General features: G+C 59.5%; 18 protein-coding genes. 11 read left to right on the forward strand and 7 right to left on the reverse strand.

Going from position 1 to position 21,605, the window contains the following annotated elements; translation table 11 throughout:
* Nucleotides 1-152: 152 nt before the first annotated feature.
* Both ampH and AB4Y89_RS20600 read left to right on the forward strand, forming a co-directional pair.
* Complete coding sequence (gene ampH, locus AB4Y89_RS20595; RefSeq protein ID WP_442302818.1) at nt 153-1,388, forward strand: D-alanyl-D-alanine-carboxypeptidase/endopeptidase AmpH; 1,236 nt, start codon at nt 153-155, stop codon at nt 1,386-1,388.
* Nucleotides 1,389-1,448: 60 nt separating this feature from the next.
* Nucleotides 1,449-1,868: a hypothetical protein gene (locus AB4Y89_RS20600; protein WP_442302819.1), complete on the forward strand. Its 420-nt coding sequence runs from the start codon at nt 1,449-1,451 to the stop codon at nt 1,866-1,868.
* Nucleotides 1,869-2,246: 378 nt separating this feature from the next.
* Here the strand turns inward: AB4Y89_RS20600 and AB4Y89_RS20605 are convergent, their stop codons facing one another.
* The 3 genes from AB4Y89_RS20605 to AB4Y89_RS20615 are packed head-to-tail and all read right to left on the reverse strand — an operon-like array spanning nt 2,247 to nt 3,573.
* Nucleotides 2,247-2,495 carry an anti-sigma factor family protein gene (locus AB4Y89_RS20605; RefSeq protein WP_442302820.1) on the reverse strand — a complete coding sequence of 83 codons (249 nt, stop codon included), beginning with the start codon at nt 2,493-2,495 and terminating at the stop codon, nt 2,247-2,249.
* Complete coding sequence (locus AB4Y89_RS20610; protein WP_442302821.1) at nt 2,486-3,109, reverse strand: sigma-70 family RNA polymerase sigma factor; 624 nt, start codon at nt 3,107-3,109, stop codon at nt 2,486-2,488. The genes AB4Y89_RS20605 and AB4Y89_RS20610 overlap by 10 nt, the downstream gene beginning before the upstream one ends.
* A 2-nt stretch (nt 3,110-3,111) precedes the next feature.
* Nucleotides 3,112-3,573: a DoxX family protein gene (locus AB4Y89_RS20615; RefSeq protein ID WP_442302822.1), complete on the reverse strand. Its 462-nt coding sequence runs from the start codon at nt 3,571-3,573 to the stop codon at nt 3,112-3,114.
* Nucleotides 3,574-3,832: 259 nt separating this feature from the next.
* Here AB4Y89_RS20615 and AB4Y89_RS20620 point away from each other — a divergent pair, with 259 nt between their 5' ends.
* The 5 genes from AB4Y89_RS20620 (at nt 3,833) to AB4Y89_RS20640 (ending at nt 7,405) form a co-directional block, all read left to right on the forward strand.
* A complete protein-coding gene (locus tag AB4Y89_RS20620; protein WP_442302823.1) occupies nt 3,833-4,612 on the forward strand; it encodes a DUF1223 domain-containing protein in 780 nt (259 codons plus the stop codon).
* A gap of 140 nt (nt 4,613-4,752) precedes the next feature.
* Nucleotides 4,753-5,043 (forward strand): hypothetical protein, encoded by a 291-nt coding sequence (locus AB4Y89_RS20625; protein WP_442302824.1) that lies wholly within the window; start codon nt 4,753-4,755, stop codon nt 5,041-5,043.
* 71 nt (nt 5,044-5,114) lie between these two features.
* A complete protein-coding gene (gene bufB / locus AB4Y89_RS20630; RefSeq protein ID WP_442302825.1) occupies nt 5,115-5,969 on the forward strand; it encodes an MNIO family bufferin maturase in 855 nt (284 codons plus the stop codon).
* Nucleotides 5,966-6,823: an HvfC/BufC family peptide modification chaperone gene (locus AB4Y89_RS20635; protein ID WP_442302826.1), complete on the forward strand. Its 858-nt coding sequence runs from the start codon at nt 5,966-5,968 to the stop codon at nt 6,821-6,823. Before bufB ends, AB4Y89_RS20635 begins: the two co-directional genes overlap by 4 nt.
* Nucleotides 6,824-6,991: 168 nt before the next feature.
* Entirely contained in the window at nt 6,992-7,405 is a 414-nt protein-coding gene (locus AB4Y89_RS20640; protein WP_442302827.1) for a DUF1348 family protein, read from the forward strand.
* A 291-nt stretch (nt 7,406-7,696) separates the two neighbouring features.
* Here AB4Y89_RS20640 and AB4Y89_RS20645 read toward each other — a convergent pair whose 3' ends face one another.
* From AB4Y89_RS20645 to AB4Y89_RS20655, 3 genes are read right to left on the reverse strand one after another with little or no spacing between them, the layout of a single operon-like run.
* Nucleotides 7,697-9,409 carry a TolC family protein gene (locus AB4Y89_RS20645; protein ID WP_442302828.1) on the reverse strand — a complete coding sequence of 571 codons (1,713 nt, stop codon included), beginning with the start codon at nt 9,407-9,409 and terminating at the stop codon, nt 7,697-7,699.
* 1 nt (nt 9,410) lies between these two features.
* Nucleotides 9,411-12,599: an efflux RND transporter permease subunit gene (locus AB4Y89_RS20650; RefSeq protein WP_442302829.1), complete on the reverse strand. Its 3,189-nt coding sequence runs from the start codon at nt 12,597-12,599 to the stop codon at nt 9,411-9,413.
* Between the two features lie 12 nt (nt 12,600-12,611).
* Nucleotides 12,612-13,919, reverse strand: a complete 1,308-nt coding sequence (locus tag AB4Y89_RS20655) for an efflux RND transporter periplasmic adaptor subunit (protein WP_442302830.1) — start codon at nt 13,917-13,919, stop codon at nt 12,612-12,614.
* Between the two features lie 108 nt (nt 13,920-14,027).
* Here AB4Y89_RS20655 and AB4Y89_RS20660 point away from each other — a divergent pair, with 108 nt between their 5' ends.
* Entirely contained in the window at nt 14,028-14,660 is a 633-nt protein-coding gene (locus AB4Y89_RS20660; protein ID WP_442302831.1) for a TetR family transcriptional regulator, read from the forward strand.
* Between the two features lie 418 nt (nt 14,661-15,078).
* Here AB4Y89_RS20660 and AB4Y89_RS20665 read toward each other — a convergent pair whose 3' ends face one another.
* Nucleotides 15,079-15,363, reverse strand: a complete 285-nt coding sequence (locus AB4Y89_RS20665) for an ArsR/SmtB family transcription factor (RefSeq protein ID WP_442302832.1) — start codon at nt 15,361-15,363, stop codon at nt 15,079-15,081.
* A gap of 121 nt (nt 15,364-15,484) precedes the next feature.
* Between AB4Y89_RS20665 and AB4Y89_RS20670 the strand changes: the two genes are divergently transcribed.
* Genes AB4Y89_RS20670 through AB4Y89_RS20680 form a run of 3 tightly spaced genes read left to right on the forward strand, consistent with a single transcriptional unit; the run spans nt 15,485 to nt 21,352 of the window.
* Nucleotides 15,485-18,652 (forward strand): efflux RND transporter permease subunit, encoded by a 3,168-nt coding sequence (locus AB4Y89_RS20670; protein WP_442302833.1) that lies wholly within the window; start codon nt 15,485-15,487, stop codon nt 18,650-18,652.
* Nucleotides 18,649-19,896: an efflux RND transporter periplasmic adaptor subunit gene (locus AB4Y89_RS20675; protein WP_442302834.1), complete on the forward strand. Its 1,248-nt coding sequence runs from the start codon at nt 18,649-18,651 to the stop codon at nt 19,894-19,896. Before AB4Y89_RS20670 ends, AB4Y89_RS20675 begins: the two co-directional genes overlap by 4 nt.
* On the forward strand, nt 19,880-21,352 hold the full coding sequence (locus AB4Y89_RS20680) for an efflux transporter outer membrane subunit (RefSeq protein WP_442302835.1): 1,473 nt from the start codon (nt 19,880-19,882) through the stop codon (nt 21,350-21,352). Before AB4Y89_RS20675 ends, AB4Y89_RS20680 begins: the two co-directional genes overlap by 17 nt.
* Nucleotides 21,353-21,605 lie beyond the last annotated feature (253 nt).

The raw sequence follows: 21,605 nt of genomic DNA on the forward strand, positions 1-21,605 counted from the left end.
ATAGTGTCAGATAACCCTTTCCGGGATAGAGAGTTGCGGGCAGAATCTGTACCGGACGTGCGGTATCTTGCTAAAGACATTCTCCGAAAACATGAGATTTTCGCCCCCCGGGCCGCGCAATTTTTTTGTACTCTGCGAATTAGATGGAAATCATGCGTCGCGCACGTCTGCGGTATCTGCTGCCTGTCTTGTTGTCTCTCTGCGGTGTTCCTTCTGCCTCGGCAAAAGCAGCAGCGGCCTCGACGGCGTTACCCGCCCTTCAGAACGCCGAAGAGATGGGCCAGGACCTGTTCGTTCTTTCCGGTTCGGTAGGCATGGTTCTGGTCGTGGTGCGCGACGACAAGGTCTTTTTTCATGGGTACGGAGAGACGGCTCCGGGGTCGCACCAGCTTCCCTCACAAGATTCAGTGCTGCGGCTCTGCTCGCTGACGAAGATCTTCACGACCGATGTACTTAGCAAGCTTGCTACCGATCGAGTCGTCCGTCTGGACGATCCGCTGCAGCAGTACGCCCCGAAGCGGATCGTCGTGCCGACACGCGGTGACTCGCCTATCACGCTGGTGGATCTGGCGACGCACACGGCCGGACTGTCGCGTGAGATTGCAGGGGTTCCACCGCATACGCCGCACTTTACCTATCCGGATTACAAGACCCGCTGGCGCTGGCTGCCGAAGCAACGGCTGCACAATGCTCCTGGCTCGTCGGCGCTTTACTCGAACGTAGGCTTCGATCTGCTGAGTGATGCACTGTCGTCCGCAACGCATAAGCAGTACGCCTCGCTGCTGGCGGACCGTACGCTGAATCCGCTGCACATGGTCAACACCACTTTCTTTCCGAACGATGTCCAGTGCAGCAAGCTGCTGGTCAGCGCGCACGATGAAGGTCCATGCACCGTGACGGAGAATACCGCGGGCAGCTCCGGCCTTTATTCCACCGCAACCGACATGGCGATCTGGCTGAAGTATCTGCTCCGTAGCGGAGATAACGGGATGCCGGCTCAGGATAAGGCTGCGCAGGACGTCTATCTCCCGCCGGAGAAACTTGTCCACCAGGTCGGCCTGGATCACGCCGGTATGCCCAGCGGCGTGGGGCTGGGGTGGATTCATCTTCTTCCTACCGACGACCCATCGCACATAGTCCAGAAGACCGGTGGCGGCGCCGGCTTTCGGACATACATCGCTATCAACCAGGCGCACCATACCGCTGTATTTCTCGCTGCAACCGATGGTCCGGCAGGCACCGGCTTCAATCTCTTCTACGGCGCGAACGATCTGCTGCTCTCCATGGCAGGCCTGCCGCCCTTGCCGCCTCCGCCGGCGAGGCTTGTTGTTGTAAAGAAGACCGTACATCGTGTGGCAAAGCCGGCGCCTCGCCGCCGCAGACGTTAGGAAGCATCCTCATTTTCTGCCTATGCGCCACGAGTACGATAAAGAGGCCGGAGGGACATTGTGTCGGTTGAGATGGAAAAGCAGGCGAAGCCGAATTGGCTGGTAACGCTGACCAGCTTTGGCTTCATTGTGCTGCAGAGTGCATGTACGGCCGTGATGGCAATCAGCGGGGTGCGCGTTGTGATCGGCCTCAGTGCCCTGGCGGCTGCAGCTGGGGTGCATCATCCGGCGTCGGGCTTTCACCAGGATGCGATCCGCATTCCGATGATGATCATCGCGGTTCTTGGTTCTCTGGTAAATCTCTACGTGATCTGGAGGATCAGATCGCTGCGTAACCGGCCGGCCTCGCAGTGGCGCATCACGCCGCCAACATCGAAGACGCTGTGGTCGGAGCGATTCCAGATCACACTGGCTGTCGTGACGCTGGTGCTGGTGACAGCCGAAGCAGCGACGCACCACATCATTCATCACGTCCCGTAAAGGCAGTTGCTCGTTGCTCGTTGCTGGTTCCTGGTTGCTAGTTGGGCAAGGCCTTAGAGCAATTCTCCTAATACTGTAGTGTTGGATAAATCTGCGAATGCCGTTTTCTTCGTAGGAAAACGGCGCAAACAGTCAAGGCTCCGCTCTACACCTTTAGGAGAAATGCTCTAGCTCTCCGGTGAGGCCTGAATCGGGTGCCCCATGTCCCTCGGGGACATGGGACGTTCGCGCGGGAGCGCGAATAGTTTTGCTTAAGGGGACGGCTTCAGCCGTCCCGTACACACTCTAAAAATACGCGGCTTTAGCCGCTGAGGTACAGCTCTAAAAGCAGATTTCTCCGCTATCGCTACGAAATGACAAACCAAAAGACGCCCGTCCTCACGGACCCTTCTTCTGCTTAAGTTCTTCTTCCAGCCGCTGATGCAGACGCTCACTGAAGCCGACCGGCAGCTCAAAGACGCGGTCATCCGCCGTAAGCACAAGGATATTGCGCGTCGAGTCCAGGATCGCCGAGCAGAGCTCGCAGTGTTCGAGATGCTTCTGGACGGTCACGCGAATCTCCTCAGAGAGTGTTCCATCAAGGTAATCGGAGATGTAGGTCCACACGTGTTTGCACTCTATGACCACGCGAACCACCTCCTTTTCGGCTTCGTCACCGACTTCAACTGCGGCGCGAGATACTTCTGCAGCATCAGCCGCGCGCGGTGCAGCCTGACCTTCACGGCAGAGACGCTGATGTTCAGGGCCTCCGCGGTTTCATTGATATTAAGCTCCTCCACGTCACGCAGAAGAAATACTTCGCGATAGATCTCCGGCAGTGTCTCGACGGCTTTTCGCAGCAAATCGCGGATCTCCCCGCGCTCGACCGCCTCCGATGGGATCTCACGCCAATCGCGCAGCAGCGCAGGGGAGACCGCTCCCTCTTCATCGGGATCTTTGTCCAGAGATTCGGTGCGAGTTGCCGCCTGGCGGCGAAGACGTCCGCGTGCCTCGTTCAGGGCTATGCTGATGAGCCAGGTACTGAACTTGGCGTCTGCCCGGAAGGACGAGAGATGCCGGAAGGCCTTCAAGAAGGCTTCCTGTGCGACATCCTCGGCATCGGTCTCGTTCTTCATATACGAGAGCGCCAGCAGATAGACCGGCCGCTCATAGGGGCGGATCAGATCATGGTAGAGCTGCGTCTCGCCGGCCAGAATGGCGGCGATGAGCTCGGCTTCTCCCTGCTGTTCCTGGAGCGTCATCGCTACTGCCTCGCAAGCCTCCTGCGGATGATGGTGTCGATCGCGAACCATCCCGGGCCGAAGATCAGCACCATGACGGAGGCGAAAAGAAACGTATACGGATCGGCGACGTAGAACTTGCCGGGATCCGAGAAGATGGCCAACAGCGCTTCGCGGTCTGCAGTCAAGTATGCAACGAACATGTTGCCGGCGAGAAGCAAAGCGACCGGACGAGACAGTAAACCAAGCATCAGCAGAGTGCCGCCGGCGAACTCCAGGCCGGCGACAAAGTGCGCATTCAGACCGGGGAAGGGAATGCCCAGACTGGTAAAGAAGTCGGTAATGCGCGCAAGATGGTGGAGTTTGCCCCAGCCGGTCTGCGCGAACTGATAGCCCCAGTAGAGGCGGACGGCCAGCAGCATGGGAGACTGCAGCCGTGAGAGCGCATCGGCGGCGTTGCGATAGAGACGAAGTAGCGGTTCCATGAACCATCCTGTGGGGAGGCAGGTCGTACCGCCCGCCCTTTCCGCACCGTTAGAGAGGACAGGGGGCAAAAGGTTACAGCCGGTGTGATTTGTAACGTTCCTGCCTCGGCGGGCATCAGATAGTCGCATTTCTCCTGTGGGTGTAGTGCAGGGCTTGTGCATCTATGGGCGTTTTCCGCAATGAAAACGCCGCCGCACGCTGCTCCCGGGATACCCAGCAACAGGAGAAATGCTGTAGTCGCCTGATGGAGGTGTTGTTATGTACGTTCGAATCTTTCTTGCCGCCGGCCTTTTCCTCACTCTGCGCGGCGATGCCGCAACCGTTCCACCCCAGAATCAGAAGGTTGCGGTGCTGGAGCTGTTTACCTCAGAGGGATGCTCCAGCTGTCCTCCCGCGGATGTCTTGCTGCAGCAGGTCCATGGCAAGACGACACAGGACGGTCAACTGGTGATCGGTATAAGCGAGCATGTGACCTACTGGAACAGCCTGGGATGGAAAGACCCCTACTCGGCGGAGACCTTTACGACCCGTCAGGAGAAGTACGCCGCGCGGCTTGCTGACGGACAGCCGTATACACCGCAGGCGGTGCTGAACGGCCGTGTGCAGTTGCTTGGCAGCGATGCTCATGCGTTGCAGGAGGCCCTGCATGGTGAGGCGGCAAAGAAGTCGGTAGATGTCACCATCTCCTCGGTGGATGTGCAGGCGCAGACGATCGATCTGCGGTTCGCGGTGCAAGGTCTGGCGCAAGGCTCGGAGAAGGCGAAGCCGGTAGAGATCGTCGCCGTGATTACTGACGATACAGATCGATCCAGTGTGCTTCGCGGAGAGAACTCCGGACGTTCGCTCACGCATGTTTCGGTGGCGCGGTTAATGACCACGGTGGCGACGGTTCGTGGTGACGGTGAACAGCGCGCGCATCTGGCGCTGCCGTCGAGCCTGCATCTTGCGCATGGAGCACAGCACCTGGTGCTGCTGGCGCAGACGACGCATCAGGAAGAGATTCTCGGCGCCACGAGCGTGGCGCTCAATGTGAAGTAAATAAAAATATCTTTCGCGCTCTGTAACTAAATGCCTTGTGGAGTCTCCAACCAAGCGGCAAGGGAAAACTGAAAACATCCTGAGCCCAATTCCCTCCGCGCAGGCTTGAAGCCCGGCGCTTATACCGAAAGGACTTCACCATGAATTACAAGGCAAGCAATCTCGCACTTGCAGCAGCCTTCGCCGGCCTGCTGAGTGGCACCACAGCTCGTTTGAATGCACAGCCTGTCTCTGGCCACGAGGCCAGCGTCTCCGGCGCCGCGATCGCAGCAGGTGTGGCGATGACGGCACAGGACGACCAGAAGTTGCCCAAGCACTCCTGCAAGGGCAAGAACGACTGTAAAGGTCAGGGCGGCGGCAAGAATGCCGGCAAGAACTCCTGCAAGGGCAAGGGAGATTGCGCCACCGACGGTTCCAAGCCGAAGAAGTAACAGTGGCAAGCCGGTGAAGACTCGCAAGCCATATAGCGAGCCTTCATCGGCAATCTCTTGATGGAGCTGTTATGCCTGCAAATCGCTTCAATGGATATACAGACTATGGTGTTGGCATTGGTCTGCGCGTCCCGCACTACGACCACATTCTTTCGCGCAAGCCGGTGGTCGACTGGTTCGAGATCATCTCAGAGAACTACATGGTCGATGGCGGCAGGCCGCTACGTATCCTCGACCAGATCCTCGATCAGTACCGCGTAGTGCAGCATGGCGTCTCGATGTACTTTGGCAGCGCGCAGGCACCGAACCGTGATCATCTGCGGCGGTTGAAAGACCTGGTGCGGCGTACCGGAACGCCGTGGCTTTCGGACCATCTGTGCTGGGGCAGCGTCGATGGACGCTACACGCATGATCTGCTGCCGTTGCCTTACACATGGGAAGCAGTGCGGACAACTTCAGAGCGTATCCGCCAGGTGCAGGACTTCCTTGAGATCCCTGTCGCGGTAGAGAACGTCAGCAGCTACGCCGAGTTCCACGAGTCGCAGATGACCGAGTGGGAGTTCCTGAACGAGGTGGTGCATGCTGCCGACTGCGGCATCCTGCTCGATGTCAACAATATCTACGTCTCCTCGCGGAACCACGAGTTCGATCCGATGGAGTATGTGAACAGCATCCCGGCGGATCGCGTGGCACAGATCCATATCGCCGGTCACTCGCAGTTCGAGCGTTATACGCTCGACACGCACGATCATCCGGTGCTCGATCCGGTGTGGGCTCTCTATGCACGCGCGATTGAACGCTGCGGGCCGACGGCGACGCTTCTCGAGTGGGACGACAATATTCCAACCTTCGATGAAGTACATGCCGAGGCGCTGAAAGCGAATCGGTTTCTGCAGCCTGTAAGTGTGGAGGAGGCGGTCGCATGACACTGCTGGAGCTGCAACGCCGCATGGAGCAGGATGTCCGCCGACCGTTGACGGCAGAGCTTACGATGCAGCCGCGGACAACCGAAGGTGAGTCGATGGAGGAGATCGCTGCTGCTTATATCCGTCAGAACAGTGAGCTGACATCGTTCGAGCGGCTGGAGATCTACAACCGCCAGTACTGGTTTCGCGCGATCGGCGCCGTCTCAGAGGATTACCCTGCGGTGCAGGCGTTGTTGGGCGACGAGCACTTCGACGCGCTGGTCTTGGCGTATCTGAAGCAGCGCCCCTCAACCTCGTGGACCTTGCGGGATCTGAGCGCGGATCTGCCGCAGTTCCTGCAAAAGCATTCTGAGTTTGCAGGCGACCAGCATCGATTAGCTGTGGATATCGCACGGCTGGAGTGGGCCTATGTCGAAGCCTTCGACGGCGCAGAGATCGAGCCGCTCGCCGCGGATGAATTGGCTCAACTTGGGCCGGAGTCAACGCTTGCGCTCCAGCCGCATCTCCGATTGCTTGTCGTAGACTATCCCGTCGACGAGTTTGTGCTCGCTGTAAAGAAGCCGGATGAGAAAGCCGTAACCAGCGGCGCGGCGCAACTGCGGCAGGCAAGCGCCACAACCACATTGCCCGAGATGGCTCCGGAGCAGCGATACCTTGCCGTGCACCGCTATGACGACGTGGTGTACTACCGCGCGCTGGAAGAAGGCGAGTTCCGGCTGCTGGACGCACTGCAAGAGGGAAAGACGATCGCAGAAGCCGTGGAGGTTATTGCTGGTGAAGAACAAGTAGCCACCATACAACAGACCTTCGCCGTGGCATCAGAGCTCGGATGGTTCTGCCACCCGACAATTTAGCAAGCACATACCGGGTGCCCCATGTCCCGCTTCTGGGACGTGGGTATTCGCGCTGTGCGCGAACCGTTTTGTTTTATCCCTTCCGCCGCACGACTTCCAATCAGGTGCATTGCCCTTGATCGGGGCGTAATCTCAATTCCGTACCATGATTGCAGCAGGAGATTCCTTATGAGCACCGTCATCGCCCCGCCTTTTACCGATCCCGAACAGGCAGCACGCAAGGTGCAGCTTGCGGAAGACCTGTGGAACACGCGCGATCCGGAGCGCGTTGCCGCGGCCTACACCGAGGACACGCACTGGAGAAACCGTGCCGAGTTCCTCGATGGCCGTCAGGCGGTGATCGAGTTCCTGCGGCGAAAGTGGAACCGGGAGCTCGACTACAAGCTCAAGAAAGAACTCTGGGCCTTTCGCGAGAACCGCATCGCAGTGAAGTTCTTCTATGAGTGCCACGACGACAGCGGCCAGTGGTTCCGCAGCTACGGCAACGAGCTATGGGAGTTTGTGCCCTCTGGGTTGATGCAGCGCCGTGAAGCCAGCATCAATGACATGCCGATCAAGGAAGCAGATCGTCAGTTGAGCTGATAATCCCGTTGCCCCATTCTTTGTCGAATCGGGGTCCCCGGCGAACTTGTTCGCTGGGGTGAAAGACAAAGGGTGGGGTATCGCGCTACGCGCGACCGCTCTTGTTCTTTCCTACCGGGGTGCCCCACCCTCGCAACGCTAGGGTGGGCAGGGAAGTCACAAGAGCAATGAACGATCGATTCATCACTTCAAATAGCAAAAATGGGTTGTTCTTATTGAGAGTTCATGGGTATTCCTAACCCACCCTAGCGTTGCGAGGGTGGGGCACCCAGTAGGGATTGCAGTAGCTGATTACAGCTTCTTCGAAACCGCAACAATGTCAATATTCTGCCGCCGCAATGTATTCGCCGTGGCGCGATCAAAGTCTGCTTCGGCCTCGCCCCTATCCGCAGCCGCGCGAATCTCACGCAGCTTGGCGCTGATCAACTCATTCTGCCGCTGAAGCACCAGATAAACCGTCGACGTGCCCGCCTTGAACTGACGCTGCTCGCTGTCGTACTGCTGTTGCGCGAGTATTGCGGCACGGTGCGAGGCACTCAGCACCAGATCCGCATTGATAAGCTGCTGCAAACCATTCCGCACGTCACTTTCGACAGTCATCTCAAGCTGCTGCTGTTGTGCGATGGTCTGCTTCTTATTGGCATCGGCAACGGCGGCCTGTGCACGTGTAGTCCGATTGCCGATAGGCCACGACATCTGGATTCCGACCTTGACGATGGGAAAACGTCCATCGCGCAGATTGCCGAGCGACTGGTCATAGCCGCCGACAAAAAACGATGGTACCGAGCTGGAGCTTCCACCACCGGAGAGCGAGATCGGCGCCAGGCCAGCGAGGGTCGAAAGATCGTTGATGCGCGTGATCACTGGAGCAAACAAGCTCCCGAAGAGATCGGAGGACTGCGGTACGGCGCGGCCCGAGAGCCCTTGCACGCCGAGCTGTGCCGTAAGGTCGATCTGCGGCTTTGCCTGCTCGTGGGCGAGACGTGCGTCGAGACCGCTGACCTGGACTCCGATGGCTCCGGCTTTGAGGTCAGGACGATCGGCAAGCGCCTGCTGCATTGCCTCCTCAAGTGTGGGAATAGGCGATGACTCCGTGGGGCTGCTGGCTGTCTTCAGAGCAACGCTCCACAGCGGATCGCTGCGATTGGGCAGTATCAGCGCCTTCAGAGAGTTCTCCGCCTTGGTGACCTGCTGCTGCGCGTTGAAGACGTTCTGCTGATAGGTCGACATCTGCGTCTGTGTCTGGATGACGTCGATCGGCGCCTGCGTGCCTTGTTCCACCTGGCGACGGTTGCTGGCGTCCTGCTGCTCGGCCAGGCGCACGGCCTCGATCTGCACATCGAGGTTGCGCAGCGCATAGTCGAGCTCCCAATAGGCATGGATCGCCTGCGTCGTCGTCTCAATCACGCGCTGCCTGAACTGTTCGTCGCTCTGTGCGATGTTCTTGCGTGCGACCTTGAGGCGTTCGCGGTTCTGGTCGAAGAGCAGGCCGCTCCACAGCGGTTGGGTGAAGTTGGCTGTGGCTGATGTGGTGTAGGTGGGGTTCAGCGTGTTGTAGGTGTTGTTGCTGTTGCTCCGGGTCGAAGCAAAGTCGAGCTTGTAGGTCGTGCCCAGCCAGGGTGAGTTGCCGCTGATCTGCGGATCGGCATAGAGCTCCTTCTGTGTCAGGGCGCCGTTCGTAGCACCGCCGAGCGACGACGAGACCGGCGTGACCTGGCGCATGGTGTGAGCATTGCCGCCGATAACAGGATCGAAGTATCCCCGGGCTGCCTTCAGGTTGAGCACGGCCTTTCGCTGCGCCAGGTGCGAGACCTCGATATCGCGGTTGTTGGCGAGGACCGCCTGAATCACGTCAGGCAGCGCAATGGGAGCTTCGCCGGTGATGCCGATGCGTGGGGCGATCTGCAGCGTAACCGCAGGCGGCAGCGGTGGCGATGTCGGCCCAACCTCCTGCGCAAATGTGGCCGCCGAAGCGAGAGAGAGTGCGAGAACAAACTGCTTCATGCTAGGCGACCTCATTCGAAGGTTCCGGCGCGGAGACCGTATTGCGCTTCCACGTGGGAATGCGAGCGAAGAGAGACTGTGCCATACGGACCGGCTTGCTCCAGATGGGGTGTTCGGCGATGTCCTCAAACAGGGAGTAGAAGACCGGCACAGCGATGAGCGTCAGTAGAAGGCAGAGCGACTGGCCGCCGACCACCAGCACTCCGATGGAGCGGTTGGTGGCTGAGCCGGTTCCACGCGAGATGACCAGCGGCAGCATGCCCGCGACCAGCGCGAGTGTGGTCATCAGGATGGGGCGCAGACGGTCCTGGTTGGCCTGCAGAATCGCATCATACCGAGGCATGCCCTCAGCGCGCAGGCCGTTGGTGTGGTCGATCTGCAGGATGGCGTTCTTCTTCACAATGCCGAAGAGCAGCAGCAGGCCAAGCGCGGAGAAGATGTTGACCGTCTGCCCGGTAAGCAGCAGTGCCAGGATGCCGAAGGGAACAGCGAGCGGCAGCGTCAGCAGGATGGTCACCGGGTGAATGAACGACTCGAACTGAGCTGCCAGCACGATGTACATAAAGATGAAGGTCAGGGCGAAGGCCAGCAGGAAATAGTAGCCGGTGCGGCCAAGCTCTTTGGAGGCTCCGGCGAGACCGGTGCGGTAGTCGGGGTCCAGGTGCATTTCGGCGACGGCCTTCTGCAGCGACGTGAGGACCTGCGACTGCGAGTAGCCGGGCAGAACGTTGCAGCTTACCGTGACCTGCCGCTGCCGCGCGATGCGGTTCACGGAGGAAGGGCCGGTGGAGCTCTGGGTAGATACCACCTCATTCAGCCCGACGTAGCCTAACTGGCGTGTCGAAGGAACCGTGATCTTATTCAGTTCCTCGATGCGGCTGCGGAACTGCTCCCCGGCGCGGACGCGAACATCGTACTGCTCATCACCTGCGTTGAAGGTCGATGCGGTCTCGCCGGCGACCAGGGTATTAAGTGCCTGTTCGATGTTGTTGACGGAGACGCCGAGGTCGGCAGCGCGGGCGCGATCGATCTCCAGGCGAACCTCAGGCTTGCCGCTGCGCAGGGAGGAGTCGGCATCGGTCACACCGGGAATCTTCTTCATCCGCGCCAGCAGTTCGTCGGAATACTGCGTCAGCTTGTCGAGGTCCGGACCCTGAATGTAGTACTGCACCTGGGCATTACTGGCTCCGTTGCCGACGGCGGCCACCAGCTCGACGCTGGTGTGCAGGTTGCTGGGGAAGGTGGTCAGCAGCTTACGGGTCTGCTGCATCAGGTCGGTTTGGGTGTTATGACGGTCGGCGACATCCACCAACTTGACGTAGATGCTGGCGCTGTTCACCGCGCCATCGGTTCCACCACCCGCTGTCATCAGCGTGGTCTTTACTCCGGGCAGCTTGCGGATGGCCTGTGCGATGGCCTCAGTCTCCTGCGTAGTTGCTGCCAGGGAGCTTCCCTCGGGCGTGCGGATCAGGACGTTGAACTGCGACTGATCGTCGGCGGGAGTAAAGTCTTTGCCGACGAGGATGAAAAGCGGAATCAGGCTCAGGATGGTGCCCCCACAGATCATCACGACGGCTTTGCGATGGGCCATCGACCACTGCAGCAGCCGCAGGTAGTGGCCGTTGATGTACTGGAAGAAGCGCGAGTCCTTTGAACCGTGGCGACCGGAACCCTGTTGTCCAGCAGCGTGTTGATGGCCGTCTTTCTTCGCCGGAACCTTGATGAACCGCGAGCAGAGCATCGGCGTTAGTGTGAACGAGACCAGCAGCGAGACCGCGATGGCGAAGGCCGAGGTAAAGCCAAAGGAGCTCATGAAGCGCCCGACGATGCCACCCATGAAACCCACCGGTAGAAAGACCGCGAGCAGCGACAAGGTCGTCGCCATCACGGCCAGACCGATCTCACGCGTTCCTTCGATCGCCGCCTCGAAGGGAGACATGCCCTTCTCCTCCATGAAACGGTAAATGTTCTCCAGCACGATGATGGCGTCGTCGATCACGATACCGACCATCAGCGTCAGGGCGAGCATGGTGATCTGGTTCAGTGTGAAGCCCATCGCTTTCATCAGCGCAAAGGTCGAGATGATGGAGGTGGGAATAGCAATCGCGGCAATCAGCGTCGTACGCCAGTTGGCAAGGAAGACGAAGATGATAGCGCAGGCGAAGATGCTGCCTTCGATCAGGTGATGCTTGATGGACTCAATCGCAGCTTCGATAAAGATGGACTGATCCTGCACGACCTGCGTGCGCACGTCCTTGGGAAGCGTCGGCGCAATCTCAGCGAGCCGTTGTTTGACCTCGGTGGCTACCTCGACCGAGTTCGCTCCCGATTGCTTGGAGACCACCAGCATGACCGCCGGCGTCCCGTTCAAACGTCCTGAGGTTCTGGGTTCCGCGTAGCTGTCGTCAGCAGAGCCTACGTCGTTGACTTTGACGATATAGCCCTGGCGCGGCGCAATGGCGATGTCATTGAACTGTGCCGCCGTGGTGATGCGGCCCATGGTGCGCACCGTGAACTCACGCGTCCCCGCGTTGAGCGAGCCTCCGGGCAGTTCGAGATTCTGCTGGCGCACGGCGTTAACCACATCGGTGATAGTCAGGCTATAGGCGCGCAAACGCTCCGGATCGACGTTGACGTGGATCTCGCGTTTGGCTCCGCCGACGAGCTGTACCTGGCCGACGCCGCTGATGTTCTCAAGCTTCTGCCGCAGCAGCTTGTCGGCAATCAACGTAAGATCGCGCAACGATCGTGGCGCGGAAACCGCAATCTGTAGCACGGGAGCGGCATCGGGATCGAACTTCTGCACCACCGGCGCCTTCGCTGTCTGCGGAAGATCGTTGCGGATGAGGTTGATCTTGTTCTGGACTTCCTCAGCGGCGACGTCGCCGTTCTTATCCAGGTCGAACGTAATGATGACCTGCGCCTGGCCCTCGGAGGAGTTGGAGCGCAGTTCGTCGATGCCGCTGATGGTGTTGACCGCGTCCTCGACCTTCTTGCTGATCTCGGTCTCGATCTCTTCCGGCGAAGCTCCCGGATCGGCGACTGTCACAGCGACAGTAGGCACATCAACCTTGGGCAGCAGATCGACGCCGAGGCTGAAGTAAGAGAAGGCGCCCACCACCATAAGCGAAAGAATCAGCATGGTGGCAAAGACAGGCCGGCGGACGCAGAGTTTAGCTAAACCGTGCATGGGTTGAACTCCTTACCGGGCTGCCTGTACTGCGACGGAGGCGCCGTCGTACAGGTCAGACTGCTTGTTGAGGGCTACCATTTCGCCGGCGGTCAAGCCGCTGAGGACGCGAAGGGAGCCGTTCTCGGTCTCGCCCAAGGTGACAACGCGCAGATGCGCCTTGCCGCCATCGACGACGAAGATCTGGTTGGAATCGGTAGTGCGGTCGCGGACGACCGCTGCCTTTGGAACGAAGACGGCGTTTTCTGTTCCAGGAAGAACCACGCGTGCACTGGCAAACATGCCCGGGCGCAGTGTGCTGTCGCTGTTAGCGAAGCGTGCTTCAAGGACAAAGGAGCGTGAGTCGGGATTGACGGCCGGATTGAGGGCGGAGGTCGCGCCTGTGAAGTCACGGTCACCGTAGGCAGCAACGCGAGCTGTGACCGGCATGCCTACTTTCAGGCCCGCAGCGCTCTTCTCCGGTGTCTGCAACTGCAGCTTGAGTGTGTCCATACGGACTACCGTGGCAACCGAGCTCGAAGTGGTGACGTACTCACCGACAGCGATTGGCCGCGCGCTGACATAACCATCGAAAGGCGCGCGGATGGTGGTATCGGCGAGCGCCTTCTCCGCCTGCCCAACCTGCGCCTGCATGGCTTCGAGCGATGCCTGTGAGGAGTTGACCGCCTGGTAGCTCTGCCGGGCGGTGTTGAGCGCGCCTTCGTACTGCTGCCGCGATGCATTCGCCTGGGCCTCGGCGGTCTCGGCCTGGGTGCGCTGTTTCTCGTAGACACTCTGCGAGACATCGCCAGTAGCGACCAGGTTGGCGTAGCGTTTGGCATCGGCCGCAGCGAGTCTGGCCTGTGCGGCGGAGGATTCGTAGGTGGCCTTGGCGGCGGCGACCTCAGGAACGTGTGAGGCGTCGAAGTTGCCGGTACCCAAGCCGATGCGCGACTGTGCTTGACGCAGTGAAGCCTGTGCTTCGGCAAGCTGCGCCTTGTACTGAGTCAGCTTCAGCTCGGCATCACGATGGTCAAGCTCGCAGATCACCTCGCCGGCCTTGACGAAGGCTCCGACGGAGACTGGTGTGCGAATCACGCGGCCGGAGACCGCAGGCGCAACATCCGAAGACTCCTCGGCGACGAAGCTGCCTGTCTCAGAGAGGGTGACGGCAACCTGCCTTCCAATCGCACGTGCCGCGTTCACCTGCACAACCGTCGCGGCGTTGACCGTGTTGTCTGCTTTCTTGCGGAAGCAGCCGGCAGGCAGCAGCGTAACCAGCAGCAGGGCGGCAAGATTTCTGGATCGGGAGGAAAGGTCGTGCAAAGGGCGTGTCGGCATCGGGCAGCTTCCGGGTCGCGAGGTGAATATCTGATTTGAGCGTAATGGCACACTGTGCCATTGTCAACTTAATGTGCCAATCGTGGCCAACAGGGTTACAATCGCCGTATGGCAGTCCACGACCCCTCCCCCCGCAACTCGCTGCAGGCAAAGAAACAGGAGGTCGTACGCGGCGAGATCTGGAACGCGGCGATCGATCTCTTTTTTGAGCACGGCTTCGACAATGTGCACGTCGACCAGATCGCGGCCAAAGCCGGCGTTTCGCGCCGTACCTTCTTCCGCTACTACGGGTCGAAGGAAGATGTGATGGGCGCGACCGTAAAACGTTACGGAGAGGCATTGGCGCAGGCGATCCGCGATCAGAAGGCGGATCTGAACTCGCTGGAGGCCGCGAAGGCCGCCATCAAACAGGTGCTCGCACCGACACTGCACACGACGGAACGCGTGGTCCAGGTAGCAGAGCGCAGTCCTGCGGCGCGGATGGCGCAGTTTCTTCAGGTTCCTTTATTGGAGCGAGAGGTAACGCAGGCCTTTGTCAGCCGCTCAAAGCGGGCAGTGAAGGAGTCCGCACTGGAACACAGAATCCTTGCAAGCCTCACGATGACCGCAACTGGAATGTGCGTGGAGATCTGGGTAAGAGATCAGAAGCGTCTCATGCCGGAGATCGTGGACGAAGTCTTCGCCGCAATCGTGCATCTCTTCCGCGCGGAAGAAGACAAGCCTAAGACCTCAAAACGATAAATCCATACACTCGATTCGTTTTTGTCATTTCGTAGCGACAGCGGAGAAATCTGCTTCTCTTGCGACGCTGCCCTCAGCGGCTGAAGCCGCTCCTCGTTTAGGTGTCCGTACGGCATGGCTGAAGCCATGCCCTTAAGCAAAGCATTCGCACCTGTGGTGCGAAGTGGTTGCGCTGCGCTCAACGGAAGGATGGAACTGCGCACGATCCGCCCTGTATCCGATCGCGCGCAGCGCAATATCGTGCTTTAGTCGCGCGAAGCGCGATTGTCGTTTAAGGGCACGGCTTCAGCCGTGCCGTACAAAGTCTGCAAAACGTGCGGCTTCAGCCGCTGAGGTCAAAATTCACCGGCGTCGATGCACGACATCGGACCGCACATTCGTCATTTCGCAACGAAGCAAAGGATGACAAACAAAAGCGCTACTTCCCACCAAGCTCCGTCAGATACTTCCGATACGCCGCGATCGTCTCCGGCTGCGAACGGTAATACACGTTCAGGCCCTCTTTGCGCGAGGTGACAAGGCCAAGATCCGTCAATACCTTCAGATGGTGTGAGATCGTTGCCGGCGAGATGGTGTGCCGTTCACAGATCTCGCCGCAATAGAGCTCGTCGGCCTGGGCAATCTGTCCATAAATTGCGAGCCGGTTCGGATCTCCCAGCGCCTTCGCAATCTGTGCCGCTTCTTTATCGGTCAACTTGCCCATACGAAATTAGACGTGCTCCCCACCTAAAACGACGCGCGATTGCAAAAGCTGAATCCAACTAATTCGACGCGCATCAAAATACTCGAAACGGAAATCGACCTTCGAAAGGGAAGACGACTTTATGTGGATCGTCCGCTTTGCTCTCGATCGCCCCTACACCTTCATAGTAGCGTCGATCCTCATTCTGATCATGGGTTTCTCGTCGATTGCGACGACACCGACCGACATCTTCCCCAATATCGATATCCCGCAGATCACGGTGATCTGGTCCTACTCCGGCCTTCCGGCAAAGGAGATGGAACAGCGCATCACCACCTTCAGCGAGTTCGTCATGGCGGTGGTGAACGACGTGAAATCCATCGACTCGCAGACCACCAGCGGCGCTGCGGTGATCAAGATCTCCTTCCAGCCGCAGGTCCGCATCGATGCTGCGATGTCGCAGGTTGGAGCCGCCGTAAACTCCATCCGCTTCCGCATGCCGCAGGGTGTGAATCCGCCGTGGATTCTACGCTTTAGCGCTTCGACCGTACCCATCATCCAGCTATCGCTCTCGAGCGACACCCTCTCCGAATCCGAAATCTACGACTACGGTCTCTTCCGCGTCCGTCAGCAACTCACTAAAGTCCCCGGCACGCTGCTGCCTACGCCTTATGGTGGAGTGGCTCGCCAGATCATGGTCGATCTCGACCAGAATGCCCTGCTGGCAAAAGGCCTTACGCCGGTTGACATTACCAGCGCCATCAATGCGCAGAACGTAACGCTGCCATCGGGTACCGCCAAAGTTGAAAACACGGAGTATACCGTCAGTACCAACTCCAGCCCGGTGGACGCCCTTTCGTTGAACGACGTCCCCATCAAAGAAGTGAACGGGGCCATGGTCTACATGCGCGACGTGGCGCATGTGCGTGACGGATGGTCGGTGCAGCAGAACGTTGCGCGCTCGAATGGAAAGCCCGCGGCTCTGCTCACCATCATGAAGACCGGCTCGGTCTCGACACTCGATATCGTCAAGCAGATCAAGGACGATGTCCTGCCGGCCTCGCGTGCTGCCGCTCCTCCGGGACTGAAGATTACGGAGCTCTTCGATCAATCGATCTTTGTGAAGGCAGCCATTGTGGGCGTGTTGCGTGAAGGCGTCATTGCGGCAGCACTCACCGCATTGATGATCCTGCTCTTCCTCGGAAGCTGGCGCAGTACGCTGATTATCGCGGTGTCAATCCCGCTCTCGATCCTGAGTTCCATCATCGTGCTCTCCGCCCTCGGCGAAACGATGAATACCATGACCCTCGGCGGTCTGGCGCTGGCCATCGGTATCCTGGTGGACGACGCGACCGTTACGATCGAAAACATTCACCGCCACATGCACGGCAAGACGTTGCGTGAGGCGGTGCTGATCGGCGCCTCCGAGATTGCGGGACCGACCCTGATCTCTACGCTGACCATCTGCATTGTGTTCGTCTCGGTGGTCTTTCTTACTGGACCGGCGAAGTTCCTCTTTACCCCGATGGCGCTGGCCGTAGTCTTCGCCATGCTGGCCTCCTACGTGCTATCGCGCACGCTGGTGCCGGTGCTGGTGAACTATCTTCTGGGAGCCGAGCACAACTTTGAAGGCCAGACGACCGGCGATGTATTGACCGCCGGCGCAGGCGGGTTCTTCCGCCGCATCAACGACCGCTTCAATCAGGGCTACACCTGGCTGCAACATCGCTATACCTCGGCACTCGAGAGCTTCCTTGCTCATCGCCGTGCCGCCTTGTTTGCCTCGGTGGCAGTGATGTTGTCAGCCTTTGTGCTGCTGCCCTTCATCGGCAGAGACTTCTTCCCCAGCGTCGACGCCGGGCAGATCAAACTACACGTCCGCACACGTCCCGGCACTCGCATTGAGAGCACCAAGGTGGTCTTCAGCCATGTCGAGGACGAGATCCACAAGATCATTCCCGCGGATGAGACCGAGCTGGTGATGGACAATATCGGCCTCACGCCCGAGACCTTCAACTATGCCTTTGGTGATGGCTCGACCATCAGCAGTGCCGACGGCGAGGTTCTGATCGCGTTGAATGAGAAGCATCACTCCACCGAGGGCTATATCAAGCGGCTGCGTGCGGAGCTTCCAAAGAAGTTCCCCGATGCGACTTTCTTTTTCCAGCCCGCGGACATGGTGACGCAGATTCTGAACTTCGGTCTGCCTGCGCCGATCGATATCCAGATACAGGGTTACGATCCGGCCAACTACGAGATCGCACGCCATCTGCGCGAGCGGCTGGCAACGGTTCCCGGAGCAGTCGACGTTCACATGCACCAGGTGGTGAATGCGCCTGACCTGCATCTCGATATCGACCGCGTACGTGCGGCGCAGTTCGGACTCACGCAGCAGGACGTGGCGAACAGCCTGTATATCTCGCTGAGCTCCAGCGCGGCGGTGCAGCCGAACTTCTGGCTCGATCCGAAGATGGGCATCACCTACGCCGTTGCGGCGCAGACACCGCAATACAGCATCGATTCGGTTAATGCTCTGCAGAACACACCGATCCCGATCCATACCCTGGCCAACCGCACCGAGATGCTGGGCAATATGGCGACGCTGAAACCCGCCATCATGCCCGTGGTGGTCAACCACCATAATGGCGCGCCGGTCTATGACATCTACGCCAACACGCAGAACAGCGACCTGGGTTCGGTGGCGTCGAAGGTCAACCGCATCGTGAAGGAAGAGAGTGCACATCTGCCGCCGGGCACGAAGATTGTCGTCCGCGGTCAGGTGGAGAGCATGAATGAGGCCTTTACCCGCCTGGGTCTCGGTCTTACCTTCGCCGCTCTGCTGGTCTACCTGCTGATGGTCGTCAACTATCAGAGCTGGCTTGACCCGTTCATCATCATCTGCGCGCTGCCCGGAGCCTTCTGCGGAATCGTCTGGGCTTTGTTCCTCACGCAGACAACGTTCAATGTTCCCTCACTGATGGGCGCCATCATGTCCATCGGTGTAGCGACAGCGAACTCCATTCTGCTGGTCACCTTCGCGAATGAACTGCGTGTCGGTGGCGAGACGGCGGTCGGCGCTGCTGTGCAGGCAGGCTTTACTCGACTGAGACCCATTCTGATGACAGCCTGCGCCATGATCATCGGCATGCTGCCGATGGCCCTGGGCATGGGCGAAGGCGGTGAGCAGAACGCTCCGCTCGCTCGCGCCGTGATCGGCGGTCTCAGTATGGCGACCTTCGCAACCCTCTTCTTTGTTCCATTGATGTTCACTCTGATCCACGGAAAGAAACCAGCTCAGGAGGCCGCATGATCAGCACTCAGGAAACCCCCGCCCGCGACCGCGTCCAGGCGAAATCCAGAAGCAAAGCTAAAGTGATTGGCGCCGGCGCCGTTGTTTTTCTTGCCCTTGCCGCAGTCGGCGCCTTCCCTCGCATCGCAAGTTATCGCGAGGCGCTGGCGGCGACGAACGAAGCTCCGGTGACGCACCCCGTCGTCAGCGTGATCCACGCGACCAAGGGTGAGCCGACATCGCAGCTTATTCTGCCGGGCAATATCGAGCCGCTGTATACGGCGAACCTGTATGCACGCGTGGACGGTTATCTCGACCGCCGCAATGTCGATATCGGCACGAAGGTACGCGCCGGACAGGTACTGGCGGTGATCTCTTCGCCGGAGATCGATCAGCAGTTGAGCCAGGCAAAAGCGACCCTCGCCCAGTCACAGGCGGCATTGCTGCAGGCTCGCGCAGCGCTGGAGCAAGCGAAGGCCAATGCCGAACTGGCGAGGCTGACGCGTGAGCGTGATGTCCCGCTGGGAGAGCAGCACGCTATCTCGCAGCAGATTGTGGATAGTGCTGTGCAAAATCACAATGCGCGCGTCGCGGATGTCTCTGCTGCCAATGCCAATATCGCGGCGGCTGAGGCCAGCGTGGCTGCGAACCAGGCCAACGTGGCGCGGCTGCAGCAGATGCAGAACTTCGAGCGCATCGTGGCTCCCTTTGACGGCGTGATCACGCAGCGCAATGTGGAGCGCGGCGACCTGGTCAGCGCATCGGCTCAGAGCAGGCCGCTCTTCAGCATCGCGCAGAGCGACATGCTGCGGATCTATGTCGACGTGCCGCAGTCCGAAGCGGTCAACATTCGCGACGGACAGAAGGCGAGCATCGATGTCACCGAGCGCCTGGGACGTGATTACACCGGCACCGTTACTCGCAACGCATCGTCGTTGAACGACGCCGCGCGCACCATGCGGACGGAGGTGCAGGTCGATAACCACGACGCCTCGCTTTTGCCGGGCATGTATGCGCAGGTGCACTTCACCCTGTCGCAGCAACATACGTCGCTCATCATTCCCACCAGCTCGCTTGTCATCGACCATGCGGGCATGCACGTGGTGACGGTCGATGCCGGGCAGAAGGTGCATTTTGTTCCGGTAACCATTGGTAAGGACATGGGCAAAGAGGTGGAAGTCCTTGCCGGACTGAAGGGAAGCGAGTCGCTGGTCGCAAGCCCGGGAGATCTGCTTAGTGAGGGCCAACATGTCGAACTCCGCTAAGTCTCTACTTCGCGGCGCAGGCATCGCCATACTCGGCGGCATGCTCGCGCTGCTGGTGACCGGCTGCAAGGTCGGCCCGAATTACAAGCGTCCGGATGCCGTGGCTCCGCAGAGTTATCGCGGGGCCCTGGCGCCCCCAATCGCAACTGAGCCATCAACTCAGACGGCTGTTTCGCCCGCGCCACAGGCCTCCATCGCGGAGCAGGACTGGCAGGGCATCTTTACCGATCCTGCGCTGCAGGCGCTGATCGCTGAGGCGCTGAAGAACAACCTCGATCTCAAGATCGCGGCGCAACGCGTACTGGAGGCTCAGTCGGTTGTCGGTATCGTGCGCTCACAGCAGTTGCCTTCGGTGAACGCCGGTGGCAGCTTCTCGGCACTGCAGCTTCCGCAGGGCCTTGCTCCGCAGAACAGTGATGGTACGAAGAACGACTTCATCCGTGGTGGCGGCTTCAGCGCGTCGGCTGCGTGGAACCTCGACTTCTGGGGATACTATCGCCGCCAGACTGAGGCCGCCCGCGCCGAGTTGCTGCAGACCGAGTGGGCGCAGCGTGCGACCCGGACAGCGTTGGTCCAGCAACTGGCGGCATCGTACTTCCAGCTCCGCAGCCTGGACTCGCAGCTCGAGATCACGAAGAACACCATCCAGGCACGCGAGGACTCGCTCCGTCTGACCCAGTCGTTGGAGAACTACGGCGCCGGCTCCCGCGCCGACACAAGACAAGCCGAAGAGCTGCTGTATACGGCAAAGGCCAACCTGCCGGAGCTTCGGCGTCAGATCGCCGCACAGGAGAACGCCATCAGCGTCCTTCTCGGTCACGCTCCACAGGATGTCGCGCGAGGACAGAAGATCGAGGATCAGCCGCATCCAGCAGCAGTGCCGACCGGGCTGCCGTCGGAGCTGCTGGAGCGCCGTCCTGACATCCGCCAGGCAGAGGCTACCCTGATGGCAGCGAATGCGCGTGTCGGTGTGGCCAAAGCGCAGTTCTTCCCACAGATCTCGCTGACCAGCATGGGAGGCTCCGCAAGCAACCAGCTGCAGAAGATCTTCGACGGAGGCAATGCTTACTGGTACGCTGCAGGTTCGCTCTCGCAGCCGATCTTTGCCGGTGGGCGAATCCGCAGTAATTACAAGTACTCGCAGGCACAGCAGCAGGAGATGGTGGTGCAGTACCAGAAAGCCATTCTGAACGCGCTGAAGGACGTGTCGAACTCACTCACAGCCTACAAGGAGACACAGAGCCGCAGGGAAGAGCAGACACGCGCCGTAGCTTCAGCCGCGGATGCTGTTCGCCTGGCGCGTCTGCGTTATGCCGGCGGCAACACCAGCTACATCGAGGTGCTGGCCACGGATACCAACCTCTACGATGCACAGCTCCAGTTGGCCCAGGCGCAATCGCAGGAAGCGAACTCACTGGTGCAGTTGTATGCAGCGCTGGGCGGTGGGTGGAAGTAAGCCGATCGAGAGCACAACTCTGGGTGCCCCATCCATCGTGACAACGATGGGTGGGAGATTCGAGCGAAGTTCGAATATGGGTTTTACGACCGATATTTTTGCCCGGGTGCCTGTGATGTTTCAAGAGGTTGTTGTCCATCCGTTTGTATCTGGAGATTCTGTTTGTGACGAGCAAATAGAAGTTTCCGGAGGAACGGATGGACTATCACTATCATGCCCGATTGACGGTGCATGGTCGAAGAGCGATGTGTGT

The sequence above is a fragment of the Terriglobus sp. 2YAB30_2 genome (assembly GCF_052114765.1).
In the GTDB taxonomy this organism is placed as follows: domain Bacteria; phylum Acidobacteriota; class Terriglobia; order Terriglobales; family Acidobacteriaceae; genus Terriglobus.

Bases quoted from the DNA above. Each gene is read 5' to 3' on its own strand.
- AB4Y89_RS20680 (WP_442302835.1), top strand. From the start codon at position 19,880: ATGTCGAACTCCGCTAAGTCTCTACTTCGCGGCGCAGGCATCGCCATA.
- AB4Y89_RS20650 (WP_442302829.1), bottom strand. From the start codon at position 12,599: ATGCACGGTTTAGCTAAACTCTGCGTCCGCCGGCCTGTCTTTGCCACC.
- AB4Y89_RS20620 (WP_442302823.1), top strand. From the start codon at position 3,833: ATGTACGTTCGAATCTTTCTTGCCGCCGGCCTTTTCCTCACTCTGCGC.
- bufB (WP_442302825.1), top strand. From the start codon at position 5,115: ATGCCTGCAAATCGCTTCAATGGATATACAGACTATGGTGTTGGCATT.
- AB4Y89_RS20640 (WP_442302827.1), top strand. From the start codon at position 6,992: ATGAGCACCGTCATCGCCCCGCCTTTTACCGATCCCGAACAGGCAGCA.
- ampH (WP_442302818.1), top strand. From the start codon at position 153: ATGCGTCGCGCACGTCTGCGGTATCTGCTGCCTGTCTTGTTGTCTCTC.
- AB4Y89_RS20660 (WP_442302831.1), top strand. From the start codon at position 14,028: ATGGCAGTCCACGACCCCTCCCCCCGCAACTCGCTGCAGGCAAAGAAA.
- AB4Y89_RS20655 (WP_442302830.1), bottom strand. From the start codon at position 13,919: ATGCCGACACGCCCTTTGCACGACCTTTCCTCCCGATCCAGAAATCTT.
- AB4Y89_RS20670 (WP_442302833.1), top strand. From the start codon at position 15,485: ATGTGGATCGTCCGCTTTGCTCTCGATCGCCCCTACACCTTCATAGTA.
- AB4Y89_RS20675 (WP_442302834.1), top strand. From the start codon at position 18,649: ATGATCAGCACTCAGGAAACCCCCGCCCGCGACCGCGTCCAGGCGAAA.
- AB4Y89_RS20615 (WP_442302822.1), bottom strand. From the start codon at position 3,573: ATGGAACCGCTACTTCGTCTCTATCGCAACGCCGCCGATGCGCTCTCA.
- AB4Y89_RS20645 (WP_442302828.1), bottom strand. From the start codon at position 9,409: ATGAAGCAGTTTGTTCTCGCACTCTCTCTCGCTTCGGCGGCCACATTT.
- AB4Y89_RS20625 (WP_442302824.1), top strand. From the start codon at position 4,753: ATGAATTACAAGGCAAGCAATCTCGCACTTGCAGCAGCCTTCGCCGGC.
- AB4Y89_RS20610 (WP_442302821.1), bottom strand. From the start codon at position 3,109: ATGACGCTCCAGGAACAGCAGGGAGAAGCCGAGCTCATCGCCGCCATT.
- AB4Y89_RS20635 (WP_442302826.1), top strand. From the start codon at position 5,966: ATGACACTGCTGGAGCTGCAACGCCGCATGGAGCAGGATGTCCGCCGA.
- AB4Y89_RS20665 (WP_442302832.1), bottom strand. From the start codon at position 15,363: ATGGGCAAGTTGACCGATAAAGAAGCGGCACAGATTGCGAAGGCGCTG.